Origin of the sequence: Clostridium guangxiense (genome assembly GCF_021043395.1) — a bacterium.
Taxonomy (GTDB): domain Bacteria; phylum Bacillota; class Clostridia; order Clostridiales; family Clostridiaceae; genus Clostridium_S; species Clostridium_S guangxiense.
This window is the reverse complement of record NZ_JAJNKE010000001.1, coordinates 15861-39640: the sequence shown is the minus strand read 5'-3', so window position 1 is coordinate 39640 and position 23780 is coordinate 15861. Positions and strand designations below refer to the sequence as shown.

The window sequence follows — 23780 nt, the reverse complement described above, 5'->3', positions numbered from 1 at the left end:
ATGTTGGATTTTACATTTCTTGCAAACGTACGTATTGTAGATGATGGAGGAAGTGGAAAGGTGGTATCGCCAGCAGTTTCAAAAGCAGTATCGGCAGTAGCAAATTCATCAAATATTAATTTTATATCAACAAATAGCAATGCTTCAACAAAAATAATATATGAATATATAGCTGCTTTTGGAGGTGTCATTATAGCCTTTGCCATAATAATGGCAGGAATTAAGCTATTACTTTCAGCACATAAAAAAGATGCAAGAGAAAAGGCTATGGATTCATTGGGAAAGATAATAGCTGGTGGATTTATTATAGGTTCAAGCCTTATATTTGCTGGTTTTATAGCTAATGTAGCAAATCAAACAGGAATTGAAATTACAGCTGAAACTCCTGGTGCTGGCAGTCCATCATTTGATACTATAGATGATGATAAAGGTAGTTTTGTGTTAAGGGCATTAACTGATGTAATTGATTTAATTCCGAATAAGCTTTTTGATTGGATTGGAACTGGTTTTGGCTTTCAATCTCTTGATAAACTTATATTTAATACAAGTTCTACTGATATGTCAATGCCTCCATTTAAAAATTCAGAATGGCACAATTTAAATTATCTTTATATAAGTATTTGTACCATAGTTGCACCATTACTTTTAATAATGGTTGCAAAAACAGGTATTGAAATGGTCATTTATTCAGATTCCACATCAAAAAAAATAGACTTAAAGGAAGAAATATCAAAATGGATATTATGCGCTTTTTTACTTGGAACAGCACCTTTTTTAGTTCAAGGGTTGTTTGAACTTTTTAATTCATTTACTGATTCTTTAGGTATAGCAACATCAGCTGTATGGGGAACAGGTGGAACATCAACTTCAGGTGCTACTAAAGCCTTTGGCGTAGATACTTTTAAAAACTTAAAAACTGGTTCAGCATTAACTACAGCTATAGTTCATTTTTTATATGCTTGGCAGATGATAAAAATAAATTTAGTATTTATTTCAAGGAAAGTTGTCCTTGCGGTTATGTACGCATTTACTCCAATAGCGATAGCTCTTTGGGGAATAAATAAAAGGGTACATGCAGCCAGCATATGGTTTGGAGAAATATTAACTAATGCAGCAATGCAGTTCTTTTATGCTTTTACTTTTACAGTAATGATAGTGGCATTAGGTTCGGATTGGAAAAACTGGATATTAACCTTAGTATGGATGTTGGCTATTATAAAAATTGCAGATATGCTTAGAAATTCACTTCAAGGATTTTTTACAAGACTTGCTGGAATTGATGAACAAAGTCTTGCAGGTGGGGTATTCGGAACTGTAGGTTCAACTTTTGCAGGCATGACAGCAGCCTTTGGAATGGCTGCTAATAATAAAGAATTTAAAGGCTCAAGTGTAGGCGGTAAAGTATTTGGAGATGCATTAGGAACAGGTAATGGTAAAAAAGATAAGACAAGTGGAAATAGTGGTACAGCTGCAAACATGCCTTCAAGTAAAGATACACCAGATGTTAAGTCACAAAATAGCAGTTCACCTGCTACTGGAACATCAGCTACTGATGGAGGAACAGGTAGTTCTGGAGGTATAAATCCTTCCGGTTCAACACCAGATGTACAGTCTCCCAACTCAGGTACTGCACCTACAATGTCACCAGATTCGGATAGTGAAAATTCTAATGAAAGTACAGGAAATCCAAGTGATGATTTGCCACCAACAATTCCAACAGACAATAATGATAGTACAGATGTAACAAATGGTGAAAAATCGGGTTCAAGTAGTGAAGGAATAAATCCTAGCCAAGGTAATTTAAACAAAGCTTCCAATAGTAAGTCTATGAAACCAGAAGATTTTAAGAAAAAGAGCAATGAGCAGGCGCTTTACAACTCAATGCTTGCAGATAATTTAAATAGAGAAATGGCTAAATCAAGTAGAAGAAGTGCTTCGGGAATAGCATCAGGAGCAATGCAGGCAATGACAATGAATGATCCTACTATGAAGGGCTTTGTTCAAGGTGCAGGAAATATAGCAGCAGGTATTCAGAAAAGAAGAGCTGTTGCAAGAGCTATAAATAAAACAGCGGACCAAATGCAGCAGCTTAGTGGAGGTAAAATGTCAAAACAAGAGGCACTTACTACACTGTTTGGAGATTCTAAAGTAAATTATCTTCAATCCAATTTTAAAGGTTTTAAAGTACTTTCAAATTCAAACAACAAGGCTGCTAACTGGGTAAATAACAAAGTTTCAGGTGGTGTTAACGGGGCAGTAAACAGAATAAGAGAAATAGGCTCCAATAAGCAGAAATTTGCTGGTGATATAGCAAAAGGAAATAATGAAGGTGCAGCTATGGACTTGGCAGCAGCACATCCATTTAATAAATTAAATGATAGTGAGAAAACAAAAATCATAGCACAAACTAACCCTTATACTTCAATGGATGGTTTTAATCACTGGAATAATTAAGTTAAAGAATAATCTCTAAAATTATTTAGGGATTATTCTTTATTTTTATACATAAAAAAGTGCTTTCGTTTTCAGTCATGTATGCAGCACTAAAAGGGAAAAACATGGAGTGGCTTTTTTAAGGTTTTGCAGATGAAATGGTAAGAGGTAGAAACAGTTACAATTTAACTTTCAAATAGTTTAAGCTCCAGAAGACAAAACTTCTGGAGCTTTTCTTTTTGAAAGGAAGTGATAATAAATGTTCAATGAAGAAAGTGGTGAGGATAATAGAAATTCAAAGGTTAAATCTTTTATAGGAGGGATGGCAAAAAATAAGGGCAAGAAAACATTAAGAAAATTACTGATAAAGCTTATGATACCCTGGGGAGCTTTGATATGCTTTGTATTATTCATAATTATATTCTGTATAGGAGCTGCTAAGGTTGGAATGACAGGAGAGCATACATTTTCTGACACAATGAATAAGTACGATAATAAAGCTTTAGCGGATTATTTAAAAACTAAAGTCAAAAATGCTAATGGAGCTATGGATGATTATTATGGAATGGCTAAAAGGGTTGGTATTACAGAAGGAAACGTTGAAGGCTTTGTTTCACTGGTAGAACTTGAAACAGGAAAAGATATAAATAAAATGATGGCAGTGCAGGCCTTAACAGATTTAGAAGCTTCAGAACTTGTTATATCAAAATATGCAGACCTTTTAAAGCCTGAATTTAATTATTCTGAGTGCTATATAGTTACTACAACAACCACTAATGTTAAGGACAGTGAAGGAAAGAATACTACAACAATTTCAACATCTAAGAAGAAAATAAAACTTTTAAATATGGCTGATACTATTAAAGGAAAAGTTGATATAACTTACAAAATTAAGTCTACTACTTCTAGTCAAACATCAACTAGAACTTATGAAGTTCCAGTATTACCGGCGACAGCTGCATCGCAAGATTCTAACTCTAAACAAACTACAATAAATATTCAGCCAAATGCAACAATATCTACTGCTGTAGATAATAATGGAACTGGTGTTGCAGGTACAAATCCTTCCTTACAATCCCAAAGTTCAAAGACTAAGAAAGTTACAGAGACTGCAACAGTAATAACTAAAGTCGATACTCCAATTGTTGATAAGATAACTGAAAGTAAAAAGCATTTTGAAAGATTAAAAGGCATAATTAAAAGTGAATTTCCCAATGAAAAATCAGATGATGATCTTAATATGGGTGTACATTATGTTATAAATGGTACAGGCAGTGATTATGATACAAGTGAGCAAGATGGAGATTGGATGAACTCAGAGGTAGATGATAACATTGTAGATGATATATTAGGAGTAGATGCTGGTGGATTTTCTGGCATGATACCACTATTTAGACAAAATGATCCAAGGTGGAAGGATATACCTTATGGGCAAGGAACAATAGAAACAAGTGGATGCGGACCAACAAGTTTTGCAATGGTAATTTCAGGGCTTGAAGGAAACTTAGGTTCATGGGATAAAAATGGAGATAAAATTTTAGATCCAGGTGAAGCTGCTGCATATGCAAAAGCAGAAGGATATAACAGCACAACAGGTGAGGGAACGTCTTGGGCACTTTTTGAACAGGCATCAGCATCACGTTTTGGACTTAATAGTACGGAAGTTGAACCTACAAATTATAGCACCGTATATGATGCATTAAAGAATGGCTATCCAGTAGTTGCAAGTATGCATGAAGGACATTTTACTAAAGGTGGACACTTTATAGTTCTTACAGGTGTAGATACAGATGGACAAGTTTTAATAAATGATCCTAATCCAGCTACAGGAATAAATAAATTTCCTATGCAAGGTATTGCTGATGAAGCTAACAGGTTTTGGATATTTAAAAATCCTAATCTGAAATTTGAACAATATGAAATGACTGTTTATGGAGGACATAAAGATGCAATGGAAGGTCTTTCTGGAGTGACAGCAGATGGAACTAATGTAAATGGATACTTAGATTTTTCAGGTAGAATTATTGCAACAGATCCTAGTGTAATTCCAATTGGTAGCAAGATACTTATTAGATTCCCTGAAAATATAAGACACCAAAAAACAGCAGATGAAAAAGATTTTGATATGAATGGAATATATACAGCTAGAGACACTGGTGGAGCTATAAAAGGGCACCATATTGATCTGTTCATGGGATATGGAGCATATGCTGAAAAAATGATAAATTCGATAGGAACAAGACAAGTTTGGATTATGAAAAAATAATTGAAGGAGTGTAAAAACATGAACTTTAATAAAAATAATAAAGTCAAGTTTATTGTTATGATAAGCATAATAACTTTAATTTTTATTATCATTGGGATATTTATGTTCTCAAAATTTGCATATAGAAGTAAAGACAAATTAGATGTTAAAAAAAATATAAAAACAGTAAAACAAGAAAAGCAAAACCAAGACAATAAAGTTCTTGAAATAAAGGTAGTTGGCAATGACCAGAGAGAAAAAAAGCTTAAAGAATTTGCTGATAAGTATAAGGATCATGGAAATAGCGGTTGTACAGTCAATTCAAGTGCTGAACGTAGAACTCAAAATGGAGAGTTTTATATAGATAATGCAGCGGGAGATTTTTACTCCAAAAATATTACAAACTTAGATGATTCAAATAGAATAGAAGATAGACTTAAGGAAGCAGCTAACGATATGAAAAATGTTTATAATGAAACCAATTCATTTAAAGATGATGCACAGCGATTGAATTCATATCTTTCTAAAGGAGATAATAAATCAAGATTCTGTTACTTATATGGTATAAGCAGCATAAATGATCTTAAGGATTTTGTATCAAAGCTATTCTTTTTAAAAGATAGTAGGGTGAAATATGGGGTATTACAAAATATAAAGAAAATTGATAATAATAATATAAATTTTCAATTTCAAGTTAAAACCAATAATAACACAAGCCAAACATTTAATGTTGATGTAAATTTTGCTGATGAAAGAGCCATTTTAAATATTAGGATATCTTAAATAATTGTGCAAAAGCTGTGGAAAAGCTTGTGGATAGGAAAAAAACAGTACCATAAAAAGGTAGAAAAGAGGGTAGCTTTTCTTGGTTATTTTTATGCTACAATGATTTTGTCCTTAGAAAAGTTATATTTTCTCATAAACAATAAATTTTTTAGTCGGTAAGTTTTCAATATTAAATAGTTTCCCCTTTTATTTTATATAGTGGATTATCTTAAATTTGACGGTTTAAGATAATCCCTTTTTTATGTAGAGAATTAAAAGAAAAATTAAAAAGGGAGGTAAATTTAATGACATTAGCAATAGCGACAGGAATGAAAGAACTTGATGAAAAAATTGAAAAAATACTATCCAGTAAAGAAGATATAGAAATCCAAATTGTAAATTACAGAGAGTTTTTTGATAAAAAGGATTTTAATGTTGCAATAGTGTCTCAAAGACTTGTTGGAGATATGGACATGAACCAGTTATTTTTTCTCTTAAAGTCCAAAGATACAAGGATTATATATCTTACAAATGAAGATGATGTGAGGGGAATAAAGAAGTGTTTTAATTATTCTATTAACGATATACTTTTTGATCCTGTAAGGCCTGAAGATGCAGCTAACTTAGTTTTAAATCCAAATTCATTTTCGGATATTTCAGATATTTACTTAAAATACAGCAACATGGAGCTTGAAAAAAATGATGATGGAACGCCAGTAAAAGTTATAAATGTTGGAGGACATTCAAAAAGTAGTGATACAAAGGTAATTGAAAAAAATAATGAAAAAGTAGTAGAAAAAGTGGTGGAGAAGGTAGTTGAAAAACCTGTAGTGATTAAGGAAACTGTTTATAAAACTCAAATTTTAAAACAGAAGGTACTTACTTTTTATACTACAGACAATGCGCTTTTAACAGCGGATCTAATAGCTCAAATTGGAGTATTGTTATCTCAAAAAGTAGAGCAAAAAATATTAATATTAGATTTCAATACACTATTTCCAGTGATGGATCACTTCTTAGGTATCAACAAAAATATAGATATTGAAAGTAAATATGATATCGGGGATAATACAAGTTTAGTTGCCATGTACAATGCAGTAGATAGAAACATTTTAAACAGTAGTAACTTTTCTAACTTTGTAAAAAAACATCCTAAATATAAAAATATAGATATTGCAACAGGATTGTATGATTTAGTGTTATTTGAGAAAATGCCAAATGAGTATTTTGAAAAAATAATAGATACTGCACGGACTGCTTATGACACTATACTTATAAATACAAATCCAGATATAAGTCTTGGAAGCACTTTTATTCCAATAACAAAAGCAACTGATATTATCTGTGTTACCGAAGCTAATTATACCGAAATGAGGAATATGCTCTTTGTCATAAATAATTTTAAGTCAAAAATATCACAAAATAAATTTAAAATTGTAATATCAAACTTAACAGTTAAAAGCTTAGATAAAGAAACTATAAAGGAAATATTTAAAGGATATGATATTCTGTCCTATATTCCATATGATGAGGCAAAAGAAGGAAGTTTAAATGAGCAAAAGCCATTTATAAGCGGACCTAATAAGAAAAAGCTGGAGCCATATATTAAGGTCTTAGAGAATTTAGATTATATTCCTAAAACTTCATTTTTAAATAAGGTATTTGGCACTAAGAAATCAAATAAAACATTGAAGAAAGAAACAGGTGAAGCCTTAGTAAAGGGAGGGAAGAAACTTGAATAGAGTAAATTTAGTTGAAGAGCTTAATTATAACAAATTACAGAAGAACACAAATAGTACCAGCACTCACAATAAGGAAATTATTTCACTGGTAGATAACATAATAAAAGAATTTACAGAGAAAAAATCTTATCTCATTAACGATGTTGAAAAAGGAGCACTTCCTGAAAGTGTAATTAAAGATGAAGTTTTAAATTACTTAGATAAAAAGGATATAACCTTTGATGTGCCAGATAGAAATACTCTTATAAAAAAGGTAATAGACTATTTATTTGGCTATTATCTTCTCCAGGATTTAATTGAGGATGATGATATTTCAGATATTAAAGTTTTGGCATACGACAATGTTCAAGTAAAAATTAAAGGAAAAAGAGTGCCTTCAAATATTAAATTTACTTCAAAAGAGTCGTATGGAATATTTTTCAATTACTTAGTAGTAAAGCTTGGTGGAACACTTGATAAAAGAAATGCTGTTCAGCTTTTGGAAGATAAAACTCAAGAAAAATTTTATTTAAGAATAACTCTAAGTTCAGAATTTGTAAATTCTAATGACACGCCATATATTGTTATAAGAAAAATACCTAAAAATAAGGTTTCATTAGAGCTGCTTATGGGTAAATATGGGATGATGAATAAAGAAATTTATTACTATTTGGTTAAAGCAGCAAGAGCTGGCTTAAATGTTTTTATGTGTGGCAAAGGAGGAAGTGGTAAAACTACTCTTATAAATGCAATGATAGATAAAGTACCATTTTCTATATCGGGGCTTGTGATACAAGAAATTGAAGAACTGCACTCTGAGCATCCTAATATGATGTTTCAAAAAGTAAAGCTTAAAGTAGGAGAAAGTGATGTTGAATACTCATTAAGTAAGCTATCAAGACAGGCTATGACAGAAGATATAGATATGATAGTAATTGGTGAAATAAAAGGTAAAGAGGCGATGGATTTATTTAAGATAATGGGTACAGGACATATAGGTTGGGCTTCAGGTCATACGAATAGTTCAAAGGAAGCACCTGATAAACTTATTGATTATATGGAGGAATCTGGCACAAATCTTGAAAGATCAGCACTTTTAAAGATGCTTTCGGCTATAGATGTCATAGTTTTTATGAAAGACTTTAAGATTATGGAAGTAACTGAAGTAGTAGGCTTTAATGAAGATAAGAAAGAGCTTAATTTTAATCCTATATTTAAGTTTAATAAAGGTGAATTTAATACAATTGGCCATAGCTGTAGTAAAATAAATGAAAAAATTAAGTATTCAGAGTATCTTGAGACTTTGAAAGAAGGTGAATAAAATGCATATATCGCCTTTAAATATAGTTTTAAATGCAATATTAGCTGTACAAATAGTTATAATTGTATTTCTATCACTGGAAATGTTATTTAAAGATAAAAATAATCATAAGTTAAAGGAAATCCTCCAGTTTATTGATAAAAGGTATGAGAAAAGACTTCTTTCAGAAAGAGCAGAAAAAATATACAAGAGAAAGGGAAAAGATAAAAAGTCTTTTTTATTCAAAATTGACACACTTATATATAACTCGAACATAAGAAAAATCTTTAGATTTATGTCCTCGGAGCTTTTTATATTTATAGATATTTTTTTAGCTGTAACTGCTGCTTTTATTATATATTTAATTTTTCAAAGCTGTATATTTTCAGCTATGGCTTTTCTAGCAGTAATCATTATTTCATATGCCGTTCTTAGGGAAATGGCTAGAATAAATTTTGATAAGATAGATAGTAACATAATTCCTTTTGTCGATGCATTAAAAAGCAGTGCTAAGATTAAAAATAGCATACTATTTATGATGGAGGAAGCTACAAAAAGTTTAAAGGAGCCTTTAAAAACACATAACAAGGAATTTGTAATGGAAGTTAAAAGGGGAATTCCAATGGAAACAGCTTTTAATAATTATATAAATAAGGTAGAAAATATAAGACTCAAAAATATACTTAAAAATTTATATATATGTTCTATAAATAATGCAGATTATTCAAAACTTCTGACAAAAACTAAAGTTGTAATTAGGAAATACTATGAAGAGAAGGAAAGAAGAAAAAAGAAAGTTCAGACAGGACAAGCTGGCATTATAGCTATAATACTTATTTCACTTCTTATTATTCATGGTCTTACAGGAATAATGCCTGGTTTTTATGAAAAGATGATGAACAGCGTTATTGGACAAATCATAGTAGTATATATTTCGGGAGTAATAATATTTGCTGTGTATAAATGTATTACACTTAAAGATTTCAACTATTAATGGATTGGAGGCAAATATGAAGATTGTAATTATTGTATTAAAACTAGTATTTCTAACATGTATTATTATGCTTTCTTTTTATTTAAGGAAATTTTTAAAGTTTTATTTTAACTCAAAATATAGAGAAGTAAAATATGGGGAATCGTTAAATCTAAGAAAAAATAAAAATCTTTTTCATAGATTAAAGCTTCCCAGGGGGTTAAGTATGGAGTATACAGAAAACAAACTTGAAAAGTGTGGCAATCCGCTCCATTTAACGCCAGTGAGTTATTTGATCTTAAAAATCCTATTATTTATAGGTTTATTTTTTTCCTCTATGCAAACACAGCCATTAGGGAAAAATTATATTGTAAATACAATTTTTTCTATAGCATTTGGAATATTTGGTTTTTTTATTATTAATATAATAAATTATCTTAATAATAAGGATGATTTAAATAAAATAAGAATGGATTTAGCTGATGTATATGATCTTATAAATCTTCAAACTATGGCAGGAGTAAATATAGGACATGCACTTGTAGAAGCATATACAGTATGCAAGAATAAAAGACTTAAAAAAAGTCTTATAAAGCTTGCTGCAAAGATAAATCTTTCAAAGAATATTGAAAAAGCACTAGATGATTTCAAAGACGAATACAATATGTCTGAAATTGAAACTTTTGTGTCAACAATGAAGGAATGTATAAATTCAGGAACATATGAGGAAACAATAGATGACCAAAGCTCTTCATTAAAGACCGTAAATGCTTTTTTCGTTGAAAAGCAAACTGAAAAAATTGATATGTGGATGCTTTTAATAGATATGCTTATGTTTATGGGAATACTTGCAGTTGTATTCTTTGTTGTAGCAGGCAATTTAATGCAAAGTGGTAATTCAATATTTAAGTAAGCATGGAAATAGTCGTATATTTTTCCACGGTTATTTTTTTATGTAAAGAAAAATTAAAAATAAAAATTCAAAGGAGAGATTTAAAATGAAAAAGTTAGCAGTAAAAGCACATTTAAAGCTTATGGAAGTAAATGACAGAATAAAAAAAATGAAAGGAGAAGTAAATACAGTTGAGGTACTTGTAATTATAGCAGTATTTTTAATAATAACGTATCCACTATATAAGACTATGATAAGCACATTTTTGAATAGTGTTGGAACATGGTTTAATACAGAAACTAAAAATATATTTACGGCTTAAAAAGTTGAAAAATGGCATTAGAAAAAAGTTCTTTCTAATGCCATTTTTATATGGGGCAAAATCAATACGTGTAGAGCGAAGCCACACGAGATAATTTGAGGAAGTGATAAATTGTGGCGAAATATTAATAATAAAATAAGTAAGTTGACTAAGAAGAAGGATGGCAGTGCGGATACAGTTGTTATGTCTCTTATAGCTATTTTAGTTATGAGTGTTGTATTTGTTTATTTCATTTCAAGTGTTGTTCCGATAAAGAAAAGTACAGATGCAGAGGGTATAGCGAGAAAGTATATGCTCAAAATGGAGCAAAATGGTTACTTAACACCAGATAATGAAACAGCAATGATAAGTGATTTTAAGAACATAGGTATAAATAATATAGATATTTCAGGCACTACTCTTAGTCAAGTTAACTACGGTGAAGATGTATACTTATGTATAACTTATAAATATCCTATGAAAGATTTAGTTACAGGAAATGGGGTTATACCTTCTTTTCAAAATGTAGATAAAACCGGTCATATTAAAAAAAGTTCCACCAGTAAGAAAGCTAATTAGGAGGTAGGTGGAGATATGTTAAAGAGGCTTTTGAAAAAGAAAAGTAAAGGTGATGCATCCATAATGGCCTTAGGACTTTTTATGATTATACTTATATCAATTGCACTTATGTTTACTGTTTTTTATAGAATAATACTTAATAGAGTACAGAGTGTTCAGGATGATGTTACATTATCGAATTTAGCAGTATATAAGAATATAGATTTAGATGTTCTTGGACAAGATGGTACTCTAAAAATTAGTGATCCTAATGCAGCTTTTGAGACTTTTAAAAAGCACTTAGAAACTAATATGAAACTAGATTTCAATTTAAATGGACTTGCTGGCAGTGCAGCAGATGGTCAAGTTACTATAGATGAATTTACAATATATAATGTTAAAGATAATTCAGTTGATATATGGGCCTATAATTCTGGTACTCATATGTTTACTGAAAGCACAGCAGATAAGAGTTTAAACGTAGTAAAAACCACTGATAATAGTATAGTTAATAATACAAGTGTTCATGCAACCATAAAGTTTAATACAGATATTTTATTTGGACAGAAGAAGGAAACCAGCATATCTGTGGATACAGACATAGTGAAATAGATATTTTAGAAAGGAAGGATTAAAATTGAATAAGAAAAAAATAATAATAACTACAGTTGTTCTTGCGGGTGTAGTGTTTGCAACATTAATTGCAGCTGAAAAAAAGATAGCAAACTCAACACCTGAGAAACAAATTTATGTTGCAGCAAAGGATATAAGGCAGGGTGAATTTCTTAAAGCAAGTGATTTCATAATAGAAGAAAAGCCTATAAGCAATGTCACTGGTGATATGGCTAAATCTTTAAATGGTATAACAAGTAAATATGCAACTCAGAATATATACAAAGAAGAGCCTTTAAATAAAAACACAATAGCTGATAAAAACGATAGTTCAAAGATGTTTTTAAAACCAGGAGAAAGAGAATTTTCAATACCTCTTACAAAGCTTGACAATGATGCTTTTGCAGGAACCTTAAGACGTGGTGATATAGTTGATATTTCTCACACAGGTGTTGCGGTGCAAGGAGATCCTACGCCAAAAACAGAACTCACTGGAAGAAAAGTAAGAGTACTTGGAGCAGTAGATTCACAGGGTAAATTTTTAGAACCAGGGGATAAAAATGTATTAGCAGCAGCAGTTATGTTTGCTGGCAGTGAAGATGCATTTATAAAGACATCTAATCAAATGTTTTCGGGAAGCTTTAAAATTGCTAAATGTCCTGTGTATAGTGAAAGTACAAATAATAATTAAGTAAATACTATTTTTATATAAGAAAAAATTTTTAAAAATATGATATAATATTAATTAAGAGAACAAATGTTTTTAGTTTGTCACCCTCCAGAGTTTTTCTCTTCCAAAGGAGCTGTTGTGGTTAATTTGACAGCAGAGGGGGGACAGATTTTGAGTGATAAACTTTTATACCAGTGGCAATGTTATGTATAGTGCCTTTAATCATAGCACCTATACTATTCTATGTATAAAAAAGAATTTCTGTTTTATATAAATGGACCATCTTAGAATTAATTTTTAAGATAGTCCATTTTTTATGTAAAGAAAAAAATTTATAATGTAGTTGCAAAAGCTTATTTTTATTTGCGGGAGTACTGGAAAGGAGGTAAAATATATATAGGTAGGAATAATATTCAAATTGTTATATAAAAAATATGGGGGGAATTTACATGAACAAAAAATTAATTTCTTTAGTTACAATGACATCAATAATGTTTACTTCCGTATCACCTGTGTTTGCAAAGAATTTTGACTCAAAGCAGAATGTTGCTTTAAATCACGCATGGACAGTAACTTTTAATAAGTCTGTTGATACTAATGAAGCCTTTGAAAATGTATATATAAAGGACAGTAAGGGTAATAAAATACCAACTAGATTAGATTTTAATGATGATACTACAAAAATGATTGTAACTCCTACGGATGGGTATGCACCTAATAGTACGTATACTTTAGTAGTAGATAACGTAGCAGATACTAAGGGTGACAAGCTTTCAGATAATGCAACAATGCAGTTTACAACTGCAAATGAAGCACAGCAGGGCAGTTTTGATATTAACAAAGTATATTCAAATGGATCTACAGATAATGCTTCAAGCAATGTTCAACCTAATGCTATTTTTGATCTGGAGTTGAGTAAAAATATAGATGCTTCAACTATAGGCAATGTAACAGTTACAGATAAGGATGGGAATAAGGCAAATGTCAAAGTTACAGCTATTGGAAGTGAGATTGACATAGATCCTAATAATATATTTTGGGATGATACTAAAACTATAGATTTGCCAAGAAATGCATACAAGTGCAACACTACTTATACAATTAACTTAAATGGAGTAAGGAGTACAGACGGTCAAGATATAGCAACTAAGACTTACAGTTTTGAAACACGAGCTTATAAGTTAAACCCAACAATACAAGGAATATGCAACGATGACTATATCTCGTTTGGAAGTCAATATGCTAGTGAACTATATCAAATACCAGATGGTGATGGAGACGGTTATTTTACACAGAGTTTACAGAAGTGTCATGATAATAGCGGAACACTTGTACTAGATAATGCATATAAAGTACAGCAAGTAAGTCAAATAACAAATGACTGGAATCCATATGCAAACTTGCAGAATAGGAATATCGTAAATCTTCAAGTAGAACTTAGAAAAGAATATAAAAAGATATTAGCTAAAAATCCTAGTTATTCTGGATATAATGTTGGATTTAGAGAACAAGCACCACAGACGACATATGATGATTCTACAGGAATGGCCTTATACCAGTATATGCCTAATGTATTAAATAGCATGCCAGCTTATACTTTTCAACTTTTCTCTTTTTATAAAACTAATATAAATAATGGGCTATTTCAAGAGGTCTATAGCTCAGAAACTACAGACGATTTAAAAAATGCTTTAATTAGTAATCAGCCACAAGTTGCGGTGCAAATGTCTTCTACAACTAAAGATGCACAGGGGAATTTATCAAGGCTAGCTTTATATCAATCAATTTATTCTATGTTTGGTGGAGATTATGCAAATGAAATTTATGATTATATTGTACAAGAAGATAATGCAGGTTATGATTCTAGGCAAGAATTTCATACAAAGCCAATTGGTGGTATAACTATATATAGTAATAATGGTATATTCTTATTTAAGTATTAATAGGAGGTAAAAAGTGAATAGTAAAGGAAGATTATTAAAGAGAGTGTCATTAATTTTGGCACTCTCTTTAATAGTGTCTAATTTTTATTTCAATAACAGCAAAGTAATGGCAGATACGACATATCCTTATATAGTGTCAAGAGATTCAAATAATTTTCAAAAGCCAAATACTTATACAGGACAGGTTATTATGGCAGACGAATATGTAGACACTCCAGGATGGACAGCTAGAGCAGGCTATAATGAAACTGCTGGATGGAAGTTTTATCAGACGGTTATGTTTCCTCAAGATGCTACAACGACTGATAGTTATATGAAAAATAATTATGATGGTTCAATAACAGGAGCTCAGGCTATGGCTAATGCCAACTATGGTGTAGATTCCAACGATTCAGACGACCAAGATAGCCATTATTACTTAAATTATAAATTTGCAAGTACTGGTTCAGATGAGGCAACTTATAATTATCCATATTTAATTTATTATAGAGCAATTACTATGTACTTAAAAGATCCTGTTCGTATAGGATATAAAATAGATAGTAATTCTTTTACACCAGCAAGTGGTGGAGCAGTTATGTGGCAGACTTTCCCTAATTATGGTGATTATGATGCAAAATCAAAGTTTATTCATGATTATCACATAGCCACAATAGCAGCTAATCCACAGCATACAGCACCTACTACTGATTTCTATTTCAATAGTGGAGATTCAACAGAAACTGTAAGCAGTGGTCAGACTTTAAATGTTACAGATGGTACTACAAGCTCCTCTTATAGCGATACAAGTTCTTTATTTTGGTCAACTTATTATACTATGTCAAATTCTGTAGCAAAGCATGGTTCAAATCACAGCTTACCACAAAGTTACACCTATGATGATGCTGTTATCACTGGTTCAAGTTGGAGTATAACGAACAGCAGCGGAGCTAATGTGAATAGCTTGTTTAGTCCACAGCTTAATAATAAGAGTGCTACAAATGCAGCCAGTGGTATGACGCTCACAGTAGATAGTAATGTACCAGCAGGTACTTATACAGTTCATCACAAAGTAGCTGATAATTGGGGTTCATCAAGTGGAGATCAGACAAAAACTTTTACGGTAACTGATGTTAAGCAAAACTATTTAACAGTGCATTATATAGATAAAGACAGTGGTACAGATATTCAAGATGTAGATAATCAAATAAGCCCATACACACCACAAGCACCTAGCGGATATAGCTTAACAGGTAGTTATAGAACGAGTGTTAATGATACGGATACAGCCTATAATGGCCGTATAAGCGTAGATTTAAGTACTTCAAGTAAAGAAATTTATGTAATGTGTCAACAACTAGAAAATAGTTACACATTAAATCTGCAATATATAGATGAAGATACAGGTAATCCTATATATAATACAGCAGGATGTCCTTCTACTAAGCTATATGTAAATTCAGATTTAACGGATTATGGAAATTCAAAAATAGGCTATTATTTACCGACGGTGGCACCTAGTGGTTATCAACTGGATACATCGAAATATTTTGCTTCATTTTTAGGATATGGTATAGGGTTTGATACAGACTCTTCTTTACTTCCTAAGAATGGATTTGGTTCGGGCAGTACAGCGGATTTACAAATTTATTGTAGAAAAATTCCACCAGTACCCCAAACTGGAACAGTAATAAAAAGATATTTTGTTGATGGGATAGAGCAGACAGCAGATGAAAGCGAAATAGATAATGTAGATGTAGGACCACATACTTACAGCCCAGATAAATCATACCCTAGGCACACATGTTCAAATCCAACAGTGACAGTAAATGTTATATCAAATAGTACGGTATATGCAGACTTTAATTTTGGACTTGTAAATCATCCACCAACAGTAACCCTTCAGGGACCTTCTGAAGTAGTTATGGGGGATGATTTTAGTGTAAATGCTTCGGGTGTAGATCCAGATGGTGACAGCCTTACGTATAGTTGGAATGTACCTTCTGATTTGAAAGGTTCAGCAAGTGGTTATACAGCTTCAGGGTATTTTGATAATACAGGAAATAAAAACTATAGTGTAACGGTTACAGATTCATATGGAGCCTCAGCGTCTGCAACCACTGTTGTAAAAGTAGTTCCTCCAGTACCTAATGTAGTTATAAATAAATCGGGAAATGAAAAAGAAAACCGTAAAGTAACGCTTGACGTTGATAAATATAGTTCAAGTGGTTCAAATAGTGGGAGATATCCTTTAGACTGGAGCAAAGTTAAATGGCAGTTCTTTGATGGCAGCGGTAATGAGCTTACAGTAGATAATAATCCTACTTCAAGTACAATAGTTAAATCATTAGACAGCACTACAGCTTCAAAAAGTATGGATTTAATATTTAAAAAGGCTGGAAAGTATACAGCAAAATGTACGCTTTACAATACGGCAGGATATTCAAATTCATTTTCTGTTGATTTAAATATAGTTCCTGACTTATCACCAACAGCTAACCTTGATTTAGACAGTGACACAGGATATAGAGATCCAAAGGATTTAAGTCCCAATGGTCTTGCACAGGGAACTACAGTTTTAACAGATAACAGTACTTCCAGTGATGATAACATAAGCAAAAGAATGTGGATAGCTTGTTTTGACAGCGATAATGATGGCAGTTACATTAATATAACAAATAATGAAGATGGAACAAAGAAAACAACACCAGAAAAAGAGCGATGGTACGTGTATGATCTTGACTATAATGGTGATTCAGATACTAGATATAAAATACAAGTACCAGATAGCACACCACTCAATGGTAAGCTTGTTACTATAGGTTCGGATGGACATAAGTATGCTTACGTCAATGACAGCTTAAATCCTCACTGGCGATATGTAGGAAGCTATGATGATGTATTAAAGCTTGATATAAATAAAATTAACTGTGGAAACTTAAAAAGCGTAACATTTAAATCAACCTCAGTTGGAAAATTTGATTTTGAAAAAGTAGTTCAGGAGAGCTTTGGTCAGGAAACAATACCACAGCTTATAACAAATAGTGATATAAAGCAAGCTAATACCTTTGGCAGCGTTCACTAAGATGAAAAAGAGAATTGTATTTTTTATGCAGTTCTCTTTTTTATTTTATATGAGGAGGTGAAATAGTGAAAAGAAAAAAGAAATTTATTATAGGAACAGCGTTAGCGGTGATATCAGCATTGATTGTAAGTTGTGTGGTCTACGGAAAAGAGAAGCAGGAGAACAATACTCCACCAACGGCAACTATAGCTGCTGTGAAAAACTCTAAGCCAATAAATCTTGAAATATTGACTGATTATTCGGAGCAAAAATTAAGTGCCTTAAATTCAAAGTTAAATGCATTTAAGGCAGATATGTCTTCCCATGGAGTAAATGCAAATATTGATGTTATAACATCAAATAAGCAAGTAGGGACATATAATTATACTTCGTTTAAAAGCAAGAATGTAACTGTAAATGAAACTTTTGTAGATCAGGTACCGCCATCAACCTATAATTATTATGAAAATGGACTTAGCGGTAATTTAAGCGCTTTAGGTGGGTACACGCACGCTACAAGAAGTTATTATTATCCACCTTATACGCAGCACTATCATGTTGAACAGAATTTTACAATATACTATACTCACAATGAAGATGGTACTATAACTATGAGTGGATCTCCTCAACATCCACCTTATTTAAGTGTACCGGATGGTCAAGTCCCTTGTGTTTCTGCTGATGCTGTTAATATTGGAGGAGGGTCACCACCAGCACCATATACTGATTGGGTTACTTATGATGTTGTGTATGATGGAGATGTAACACATCCTGGATACACTGTTACAACTACAACCTACACTCAAACTTACACAGGAACAATTTCAGGAACTACGACAGATGCACTTCCAGTAAATGCGGTTAATGTAGATACAGTAAAAAATAAATCCTTTAATACTAATAGTGATAAATATCTTATTTATGTATCTGATGGAACAGGGAACAGTATTCAAAATGGAGATGGTAACTATTTTGGCTTTGGAGATCTAAATAGTTCTTTTATGAATTATTTATTGAAAAATAACTTTACTAGCTATGCTGTAACACCTGGTTCTAATTATGATTATAAGCTTTCACAAGCAGGAAGTAATCAAACGCTTACAATAAGGCAGCTCATAGGAAGTTCTCTTGACGGAGGAAAACTTTTTGATGAAGGTCAAATTCAAAATGCTCTTGATGATATAAAGTCAAGATATACTCAGGATGCCTTGTTAGGCGAGATAAACTATATGTGTACTGATGAAACTTTAACTTATAATAAGACTTACAGTGATGCAGAAAATGATCCACAAGCTAAAAATTCAGATGGAACACCTGTTGAAAGGTGGAGATATGACCACGATCCAAGTATTTATGAAAATAACTCTGGTTATATTGACAATAATAATCAGTGGATTGATACACCTATAACTCAATTTGGCAAAACTGGAGAGTATAAAATAAGTTATCAAGCAAAAGATGATACTTCAGCTAGAATTCCTTTAGGATTATATTCAATGTGGAGTACTGGAGAAAATCAACTTGTACTTAGAGTTCACCACAGACCTATAGCCGATTTTTCAATGGCACTTAAACTAGGAACCTTAACTATTAATATAAAAGATAATAGTTATGACATAGACCATGAAAGCAGAGCTGATAAAGGTCTTGTAAAAAGGGAATTCAAGTGGAAATTAGATACTGACAGCAGCTGGACAGATGGAATGTCACCAAGCACAGTACAGATGTCAAAAACCTATGAAGTAGCCGAAAGGGTACAGGATATGGATGGAAATAATAATGAGGGTGCGTGGTCAAATTGGACAGTTAAAACAATTACTATAGGACAGAATAATCCTCCTATAGCCCAATTCACACTTGATAAATATGAAATGTCAGAAGGAGAAGAGAATAATATAAATGATACAAGTTATGATTCCGATGGAGACTCGCTTTCAGAAAGGCATTTCTGGGTAATAGACAGCAGTGGTAATACAGTTCAAGACTGTTTAAATTATCAGCCTAATTTAAGTAATTTAACTAAGGGAATATACACTATAAAAGAAATAGTAAAAGATTCTCCTAAAGTTGGAAGTCCATTAAGTTCAGATCCATATACAAAAACTTTGACAGTTGAAGACTTAGGAATAACAGGACAGCTTTATCCTAATCCTGCAGCACAAGGACAGCAGGTGACCTTTGATATAACTACGACAGGCAATGCTAAATATTTAAAGATATATATTCCAAATGAAATAAGTTCACTTGATAAAAAGGGAACAGCTTTTCCAATTACAAAAACTATTGTGGAAGAAGAACATCATAATGAGAAAATAGCCTATATGCTTCCAATAAATACGCCAGTTACATTAGATAGTAATGGAAATAGAGTGAGACAACCTTATGTAATACCAGTAGAAGCACAAAAGGCAAATGGTACAAGTAAGTCAATAACGCTGTATCTTGATGTTAAAGGGAATATACTTGATGGAATAAAGACGGAAATAATAGGTACTGGACAGGACAGAAATTAATAATTAAAAGCGGATAAATAACTTTTATAAGTTGCTTATCCGCTTTTTTTATATAGAAAACAAAATGAAAAGAGAGGAAGTGGAAAATTGCTTGTAGTATTAATCTTTATATTTGGCTTATTCATAGGAAGTATGGTGGAATGGTTTTCATATAAGATTCCCAAAGAAGAAAATGGGCCAATGAAAAGTAATATAGAGAAGTGTTTCAAATATGCTAGAAGAGTATTTAACAAACGTACAATTATATCAATATTAATAGGAAGTGTATACTGTATGCTTTATTTTAAATATAAATTCAGCATTGATTTTTTTAGATATACTTCAGTATGTACAATTCTTTTTGTGGTAGCTTTAATAGACTACAAAACTAAAGATGTGTATTTTTCAACTACATGTATTGCGGCTGTTTTAAGTATTGCCTTTATCATAATAGGATATTTTAACGGAGTAAATATAAAAAGCTATGTATTTGCAGGAATAGCAGCAGGAATATTTTCAACAATACTTGCAGCCTTAAATGTAATTGGATGGGGTGATGTTGAGATATTTATTGTGTGTGGACTTTTAGTAGGAGTATATAAAGTGGCTGTAGTAGTTTTTATTTCAATAGTTTTATGTGGTGTATATGGGATATATATTCTAATAAGAAAAAACAACAAAAAAGGATTAAGAGTAGCATTTGGACCTTACATAGTAGTTGCTTTAATGCTTGTGATAATTTTTGTAAAATAGCTGTGGAAAAGGTTGTGGATAGGGAAAAAACGTTACCGTAAAAAGGTAGAAAAGTGGGTAGGTTTTTGCCTTGATTTTTGTGCTAAAATGATTTTGTCCTTAGAAAAACTATATTTTCTGATAAGAAGTAAATTTTTTAGTCAGTAAGTTTTTCTAATTAAATTTGTTTCCACTTTTATTTTATAGAATGGACTATCTTGAAAGTAGTATTTTAAGATAGTCCATTTTTTATGTAGAGAAAAATTAAAAAATATTAATTGGAGGTAAGGAAATGGAAATAACAAATGTAAGAATAACAAAAAATAGTTCAATACTAAAGGATTCAAAGATCAGAGGATTTGTCTCAATAACTATTGATAATGCAATTGCAGTAAATGGTATAAGACTGATAGAAGGTAAAAAAGGAATGTTTTTAAGTTTTCCAGACAGAAAAAATAAAAATGGGAACGAATATGTTGATATAGCTTTTCCTATCAATAATGAGGCTAGAAATGCTATAACAGAAGCAGTACTTAATGCATATAAAGAATAGTTTCTTATAATTTCATTAAAACATAGCAAGTGTTACTATAATGACACTTGCTTTTGTGGTTTTTTATTATTTTACATATAAAAATTAAAATAAGTAGTATTTAACAACTACTTATTATCAAAATCGTTTGCTTTTTTATTGTTATTTGTGTAAAATATAATTATAAGTAGTATTTAAGTAGTACTTATAATTTATTGATAAGGAAGATGTATAGAATGAAAATAGGAAGATTAGAGGCTGATTTTGGTAATTCAACAAATAACTTCTTGGTTGACGGATATTATTTTGAATTAACTACAAGTGTTGCAGAAATTTCAAAGCAAGATGCTGAGAGGATGTTTGTTTCCCCCATAACTGAAAAGAAAGAATTACTAGATAGAATTATGATTTCAACAGGAGAAGGCGAAAATGAGAAGTTTTATCTCGTAGGCAAGTTTGCTGAAGGACATGAGATAAAATCTCACGTTAATACTATGAATGACAAAATACACAGTATTATACCATATGCATCATTTTTAGCTGCAATATCATATTACAATACAATAAAAGCTGAAGATACAGATAATGAAGTAGAAATAGATAGTATGATGATGATGCTTCCGATATGGTTGCTCAAGAGAGCTGAGAAGTTTAGTATAGCACAAAATGAAATGGCTAATCGTTTTATTGGAGAACATAAGGTTAAAGTACTTACTATGGGAATGGAAAAAGAAATAAAAATAAAAGTAAAAAATTCTCAATGTAAGATAGAAGGTGAAGTTGCTCGCTTTGCTTTGAAATATAGGATGGTTCAAGAAGAAAGTAATACGATAAAAATTGAAAAAAGAAAAGAAATTGAAATGTTTCAAAATTTTGAAACAGTACTATGTGACGTAGGTGGAGGATCTACAGATTGTGTTTTGCTTGTGAAAGGGCTTACTGCTCCAAAAGAAAGGGACAGCTTTAAGGTTATTGATATAGAGCCTTTTTTAGGTAAATTAGAAACTTTTAGAAAAGAAAAATTACTACAATATTTCTCAAATGTAAAAGAATTAGAGAGTTTTATTGTAAGAAATTATAGTAAACAAAAGTATATTTTAGAAGATTTAAATACAGGAAAAACATATGATTTTACAAAGCAAATTGTAGAGATGTTACAAGAGTATGCAAATAAGCTTATAACGCAAATATTCAGTGCATTTAGAAAAAAGGATAGAGTTGTTAAATTTATATATTTTGGAGGTGAAACTCCAATTTTGAAGCCATACATGAAGAACTCACTTTTAAATATAATTACAGAGAAAGCTTTGGAAGAAAATCATTTGTTTCTAGATGAATTATTCAATGATGAAAATTCAGAGATATTTAAACCAACTCCAAGAACAATTAATTTAGCATCATTAGAAATACTTTCTGTAAATCAGCTAGGTAGAAAAAATGAGCAACAGTAAAAAAAATAAATTTGCCATACAAGCTAAGATATTACCAGAGAACGTTTATAAAATTTTAAATGAAAAAGCTTCAAAACATGCTTTGACTTCATATATAATAGAGCTGGTACAAGAAAAGGAAAGTACAGAGTTGATACTTAAGGAGTTAAAAAATATTGAAAACAAAATTGATAATCTTTCACCTAAAAGTATTATTGTAAAAGAGAAAGCTGTAAATGAAGATAAATTGATAGAAGGGAACATTGTTAAGAAAGTTGACAATGTTGAATCTGGAATAGATGATGATGATTTAAATGGTGAAGGTGATTTCTAAGATATAATAACTCAAATTTTATACTAACTAAGTGGTATGTAAATACAAGTAGAACAATTAAACTTGTTAGCTTTGAAATGATTTTATATTAACTATGAGGATTAATTAAAAATAAAATGTAAAAGAGGCTTGCTAATAAATATAGCAGGTCTTTTTTTATGTAAAAAAGAAAGTGAAGGAGCTGATAATAATTGCATGAAGATAGACTAATGTACCAAGATACAACATTTGCAAAGACAAGAAAAAATGAAGAGATAATCCATACAATCAAATGTTTTGAGGATTTAAGGATGAACCTATATAAGATTGCAGAGGAAAGAATAGAAGTACTTAAGTTGTTGCCAGAAACATATGATCTGGCAGAAAAGATGCAAAAGGAATTAGAAATTAAGTATGAGATTGAGTGCAGTAAAGAGAGAATAAAACTTACTATATTTGATTTCCTGCCAATTATTTATATTAAGACAACTAATAAAGGAGCAGGCTATTTTGTTGAAAAGTGGAAAACCACTATTAGTAATGCTTTAAGATCACTTAATCTTAAAAGCGTAAATGAAGTTTTTGTTTGGATTAAAATGTTTATTCCAGTCAAAAGTAGAACTTGTGATTTAGATAATAAATATTTCAAACCGGTTTTTGATGGAATTTATAGGAGCGGTTTGGTTCAAGATGATTGCATAAAATACATTAGAAGTTTCGGCTTTGAGATTGAAAAAAATGATGAAAACCCTAGAACAGAAATTTATATTTACTTAGATGATATGAAAAAAAGAGTGTCAGAATTAATGAAGTAACATATGGCAA

Annotated in this window: 19 protein-coding genes; all 19 read left to right on the top strand. The window is 31.1% G+C overall.

Annotated features, from left to right (window positions below; translation table 11 throughout):
- The 19 genes from LQK79_RS00245 to LQK79_RS00155 all read left to right on the top strand — a co-directional run bounded on the left by LQK79_RS00245 (position 1) and on the right by LQK79_RS00155 (position 23770).
- On the top strand, positions 1-2454 hold the full coding sequence (locus LQK79_RS00245; RefSeq protein WP_231014979.1) for a hypothetical protein: 2454 nt from the start codon (positions 1-3) through the stop codon (positions 2452-2454).
- A 238-nt stretch (positions 2455-2692) separates the two neighbouring features.
- Positions 2693-4699, top strand: coding sequence for a C39 family peptidase (locus LQK79_RS00240; protein ID WP_231014978.1), 2007 nt, complete (start codon positions 2693-2695; stop codon positions 4697-4699).
- Positions 4700-4717: 18 nt separating this feature from the next.
- Positions 4718-5461, top strand: coding sequence for a hypothetical protein (locus LQK79_RS00235; RefSeq protein WP_231014977.1), 744 nt, complete (start codon positions 4718-4720; stop codon positions 5459-5461).
- Positions 5462-5748: 287 nt separating this feature from the next.
- Entirely contained in the window at positions 5749-7185 is a 1437-nt protein-coding gene (locus LQK79_RS00230) for a P-loop NTPase family protein (protein ID WP_231014976.1), read from the top strand.
- Entirely contained in the window at positions 7178-8485 is a 1308-nt protein-coding gene (locus LQK79_RS00225; RefSeq protein WP_231014975.1) for an ATPase, T2SS/T4P/T4SS family, read from the top strand. Before LQK79_RS00230 ends, LQK79_RS00225 begins: the two co-directional genes overlap by 8 nt.
- 1 nt (position 8486) lies before the next feature.
- Positions 8487-9458, top strand: coding sequence for a type II secretion system F family protein (locus tag LQK79_RS00220; protein WP_231014974.1), 972 nt, complete (start codon positions 8487-8489; stop codon positions 9456-9458).
- A gap of 205 nt (positions 9459-9663) precedes the next feature.
- Positions 9664-10350, top strand: coding sequence for a type II secretion system F family protein (locus LQK79_RS00215; RefSeq protein WP_231014973.1), 687 nt, complete (start codon positions 9664-9666; stop codon positions 10348-10350).
- Between the two features lie 85 nt (positions 10351-10435).
- A complete protein-coding gene (locus LQK79_RS00210; RefSeq protein WP_231014972.1) occupies positions 10436-10651 on the top strand; it encodes a hypothetical protein in 216 nt (71 codons plus the stop codon).
- A 111-nt stretch (positions 10652-10762) separates the two neighbouring features.
- Positions 10763-11209 (top strand): hypothetical protein, encoded by a 447-nt coding sequence (locus LQK79_RS00205; RefSeq protein ID WP_231014971.1) that lies wholly within the window; start codon positions 10763-10765, stop codon positions 11207-11209.
- A gap of 15 nt (positions 11210-11224) precedes the next feature.
- Positions 11225-11800 (top strand): hypothetical protein, encoded by a 576-nt coding sequence (locus LQK79_RS00200; RefSeq protein WP_231014970.1) that lies wholly within the window; start codon positions 11225-11227, stop codon positions 11798-11800.
- Between the two features lie 25 nt (positions 11801-11825).
- Positions 11826-12491, top strand: coding sequence for a Flp pilus assembly protein CpaB (cpaB, locus tag LQK79_RS00195; RefSeq protein WP_231014969.1), 666 nt, complete (start codon positions 11826-11828; stop codon positions 12489-12491).
- 428 nt (positions 12492-12919) lie between these two features.
- A complete protein-coding gene (locus tag LQK79_RS00190; RefSeq protein WP_231014968.1) occupies positions 12920-14413 on the top strand; it encodes an Ig-like domain-containing protein in 1494 nt (497 codons plus the stop codon).
- Positions 14414-14426: 13 nt separating this feature from the next.
- On the top strand, positions 14427-17477 hold the full coding sequence (locus LQK79_RS21010; protein WP_231014967.1) for a PKD domain-containing protein: 3051 nt from the start codon (positions 14427-14429) through the stop codon (positions 17475-17477).
- Positions 17478-17542: 65 nt separating this feature from the next.
- Complete coding sequence (locus LQK79_RS00180; protein ID WP_231014966.1) at positions 17543-19969, top strand: hypothetical protein; 2427 nt, start codon at positions 17543-17545, stop codon at positions 19967-19969.
- 87 nt (positions 19970-20056) lie between these two features.
- Complete coding sequence (locus LQK79_RS00175) at positions 20057-20701, top strand: prepilin peptidase (RefSeq protein WP_231014965.1); 645 nt, start codon at positions 20057-20059, stop codon at positions 20699-20701.
- A gap of 271 nt (positions 20702-20972) precedes the next feature.
- Positions 20973-21233, top strand: a complete 261-nt coding sequence (locus LQK79_RS00170; protein WP_231014964.1) for a SpoVG family protein — start codon at positions 20973-20975, stop codon at positions 21231-21233.
- A gap of 215 nt (positions 21234-21448) precedes the next feature.
- Positions 21449-22663 (top strand): Alp7A family actin-like protein, encoded by a 1215-nt coding sequence (locus tag LQK79_RS00165; RefSeq protein WP_231014963.1) that lies wholly within the window; start codon positions 21449-21451, stop codon positions 22661-22663.
- Complete coding sequence (locus LQK79_RS00160; RefSeq protein WP_231014962.1) at positions 22650-22976, top strand: hypothetical protein; 327 nt, start codon at positions 22650-22652, stop codon at positions 22974-22976. Before LQK79_RS00165 ends, LQK79_RS00160 begins: the two co-directional genes overlap by 14 nt.
- A 191-nt stretch (positions 22977-23167) precedes the next feature.
- Complete coding sequence (locus tag LQK79_RS00155; protein ID WP_231014961.1) at positions 23168-23770, top strand: RusA family crossover junction endodeoxyribonuclease; 603 nt, start codon at positions 23168-23170, stop codon at positions 23768-23770.
- The last annotated feature ends 10 nt before the right edge of the window (positions 23771-23780 follow it).

Excerpts from the sequence above, each read along its gene's own strand:
- LQK79_RS00240 (WP_231014978.1), top strand. The coding sequence starts at position 2,693 with ATGTTCAATGAAGAAAGTGGTGAGGATAATAGAAATTCAAAGGTTAAA.
- LQK79_RS00170 (WP_231014964.1), top strand. The coding sequence starts at position 20,973 with ATGGAAATAACAAATGTAAGAATAACAAAAAATAGTTCAATACTAAAG.
- LQK79_RS00210 (WP_231014972.1), top strand. The coding sequence starts at position 10,436 with ATGAAAAAGTTAGCAGTAAAAGCACATTTAAAGCTTATGGAAGTAAAT.
- LQK79_RS00215 (WP_231014973.1), top strand. The coding sequence starts at position 9,664 with ATGGAGTATACAGAAAACAAACTTGAAAAGTGTGGCAATCCGCTCCAT.
- LQK79_RS00190 (WP_231014968.1), top strand. The coding sequence starts at position 12,920 with ATGAACAAAAAATTAATTTCTTTAGTTACAATGACATCAATAATGTTT.
- LQK79_RS00245 (WP_231014979.1), top strand. The coding sequence starts at position 1 with ATGTTGGATTTTACATTTCTTGCAAACGTACGTATTGTAGATGATGGA.
- LQK79_RS00165 (WP_231014963.1), top strand. The coding sequence starts at position 21,449 with ATGAAAATAGGAAGATTAGAGGCTGATTTTGGTAATTCAACAAATAAC.
- LQK79_RS00235 (WP_231014977.1), top strand. The coding sequence starts at position 4,718 with ATGAACTTTAATAAAAATAATAAAGTCAAGTTTATTGTTATGATAAGC.
- LQK79_RS00200 (WP_231014970.1), top strand. The coding sequence starts at position 11,225 with ATGTTAAAGAGGCTTTTGAAAAAGAAAAGTAAAGGTGATGCATCCATA.
- LQK79_RS00230 (WP_231014976.1), top strand. The coding sequence starts at position 5,749 with ATGACATTAGCAATAGCGACAGGAATGAAAGAACTTGATGAAAAAATT.
- LQK79_RS00220 (WP_231014974.1), top strand. The coding sequence starts at position 8,487 with ATGCATATATCGCCTTTAAATATAGTTTTAAATGCAATATTAGCTGTA.
- LQK79_RS00160 (WP_231014962.1), top strand. The coding sequence starts at position 22,650 with ATGAGCAACAGTAAAAAAAATAAATTTGCCATACAAGCTAAGATATTA.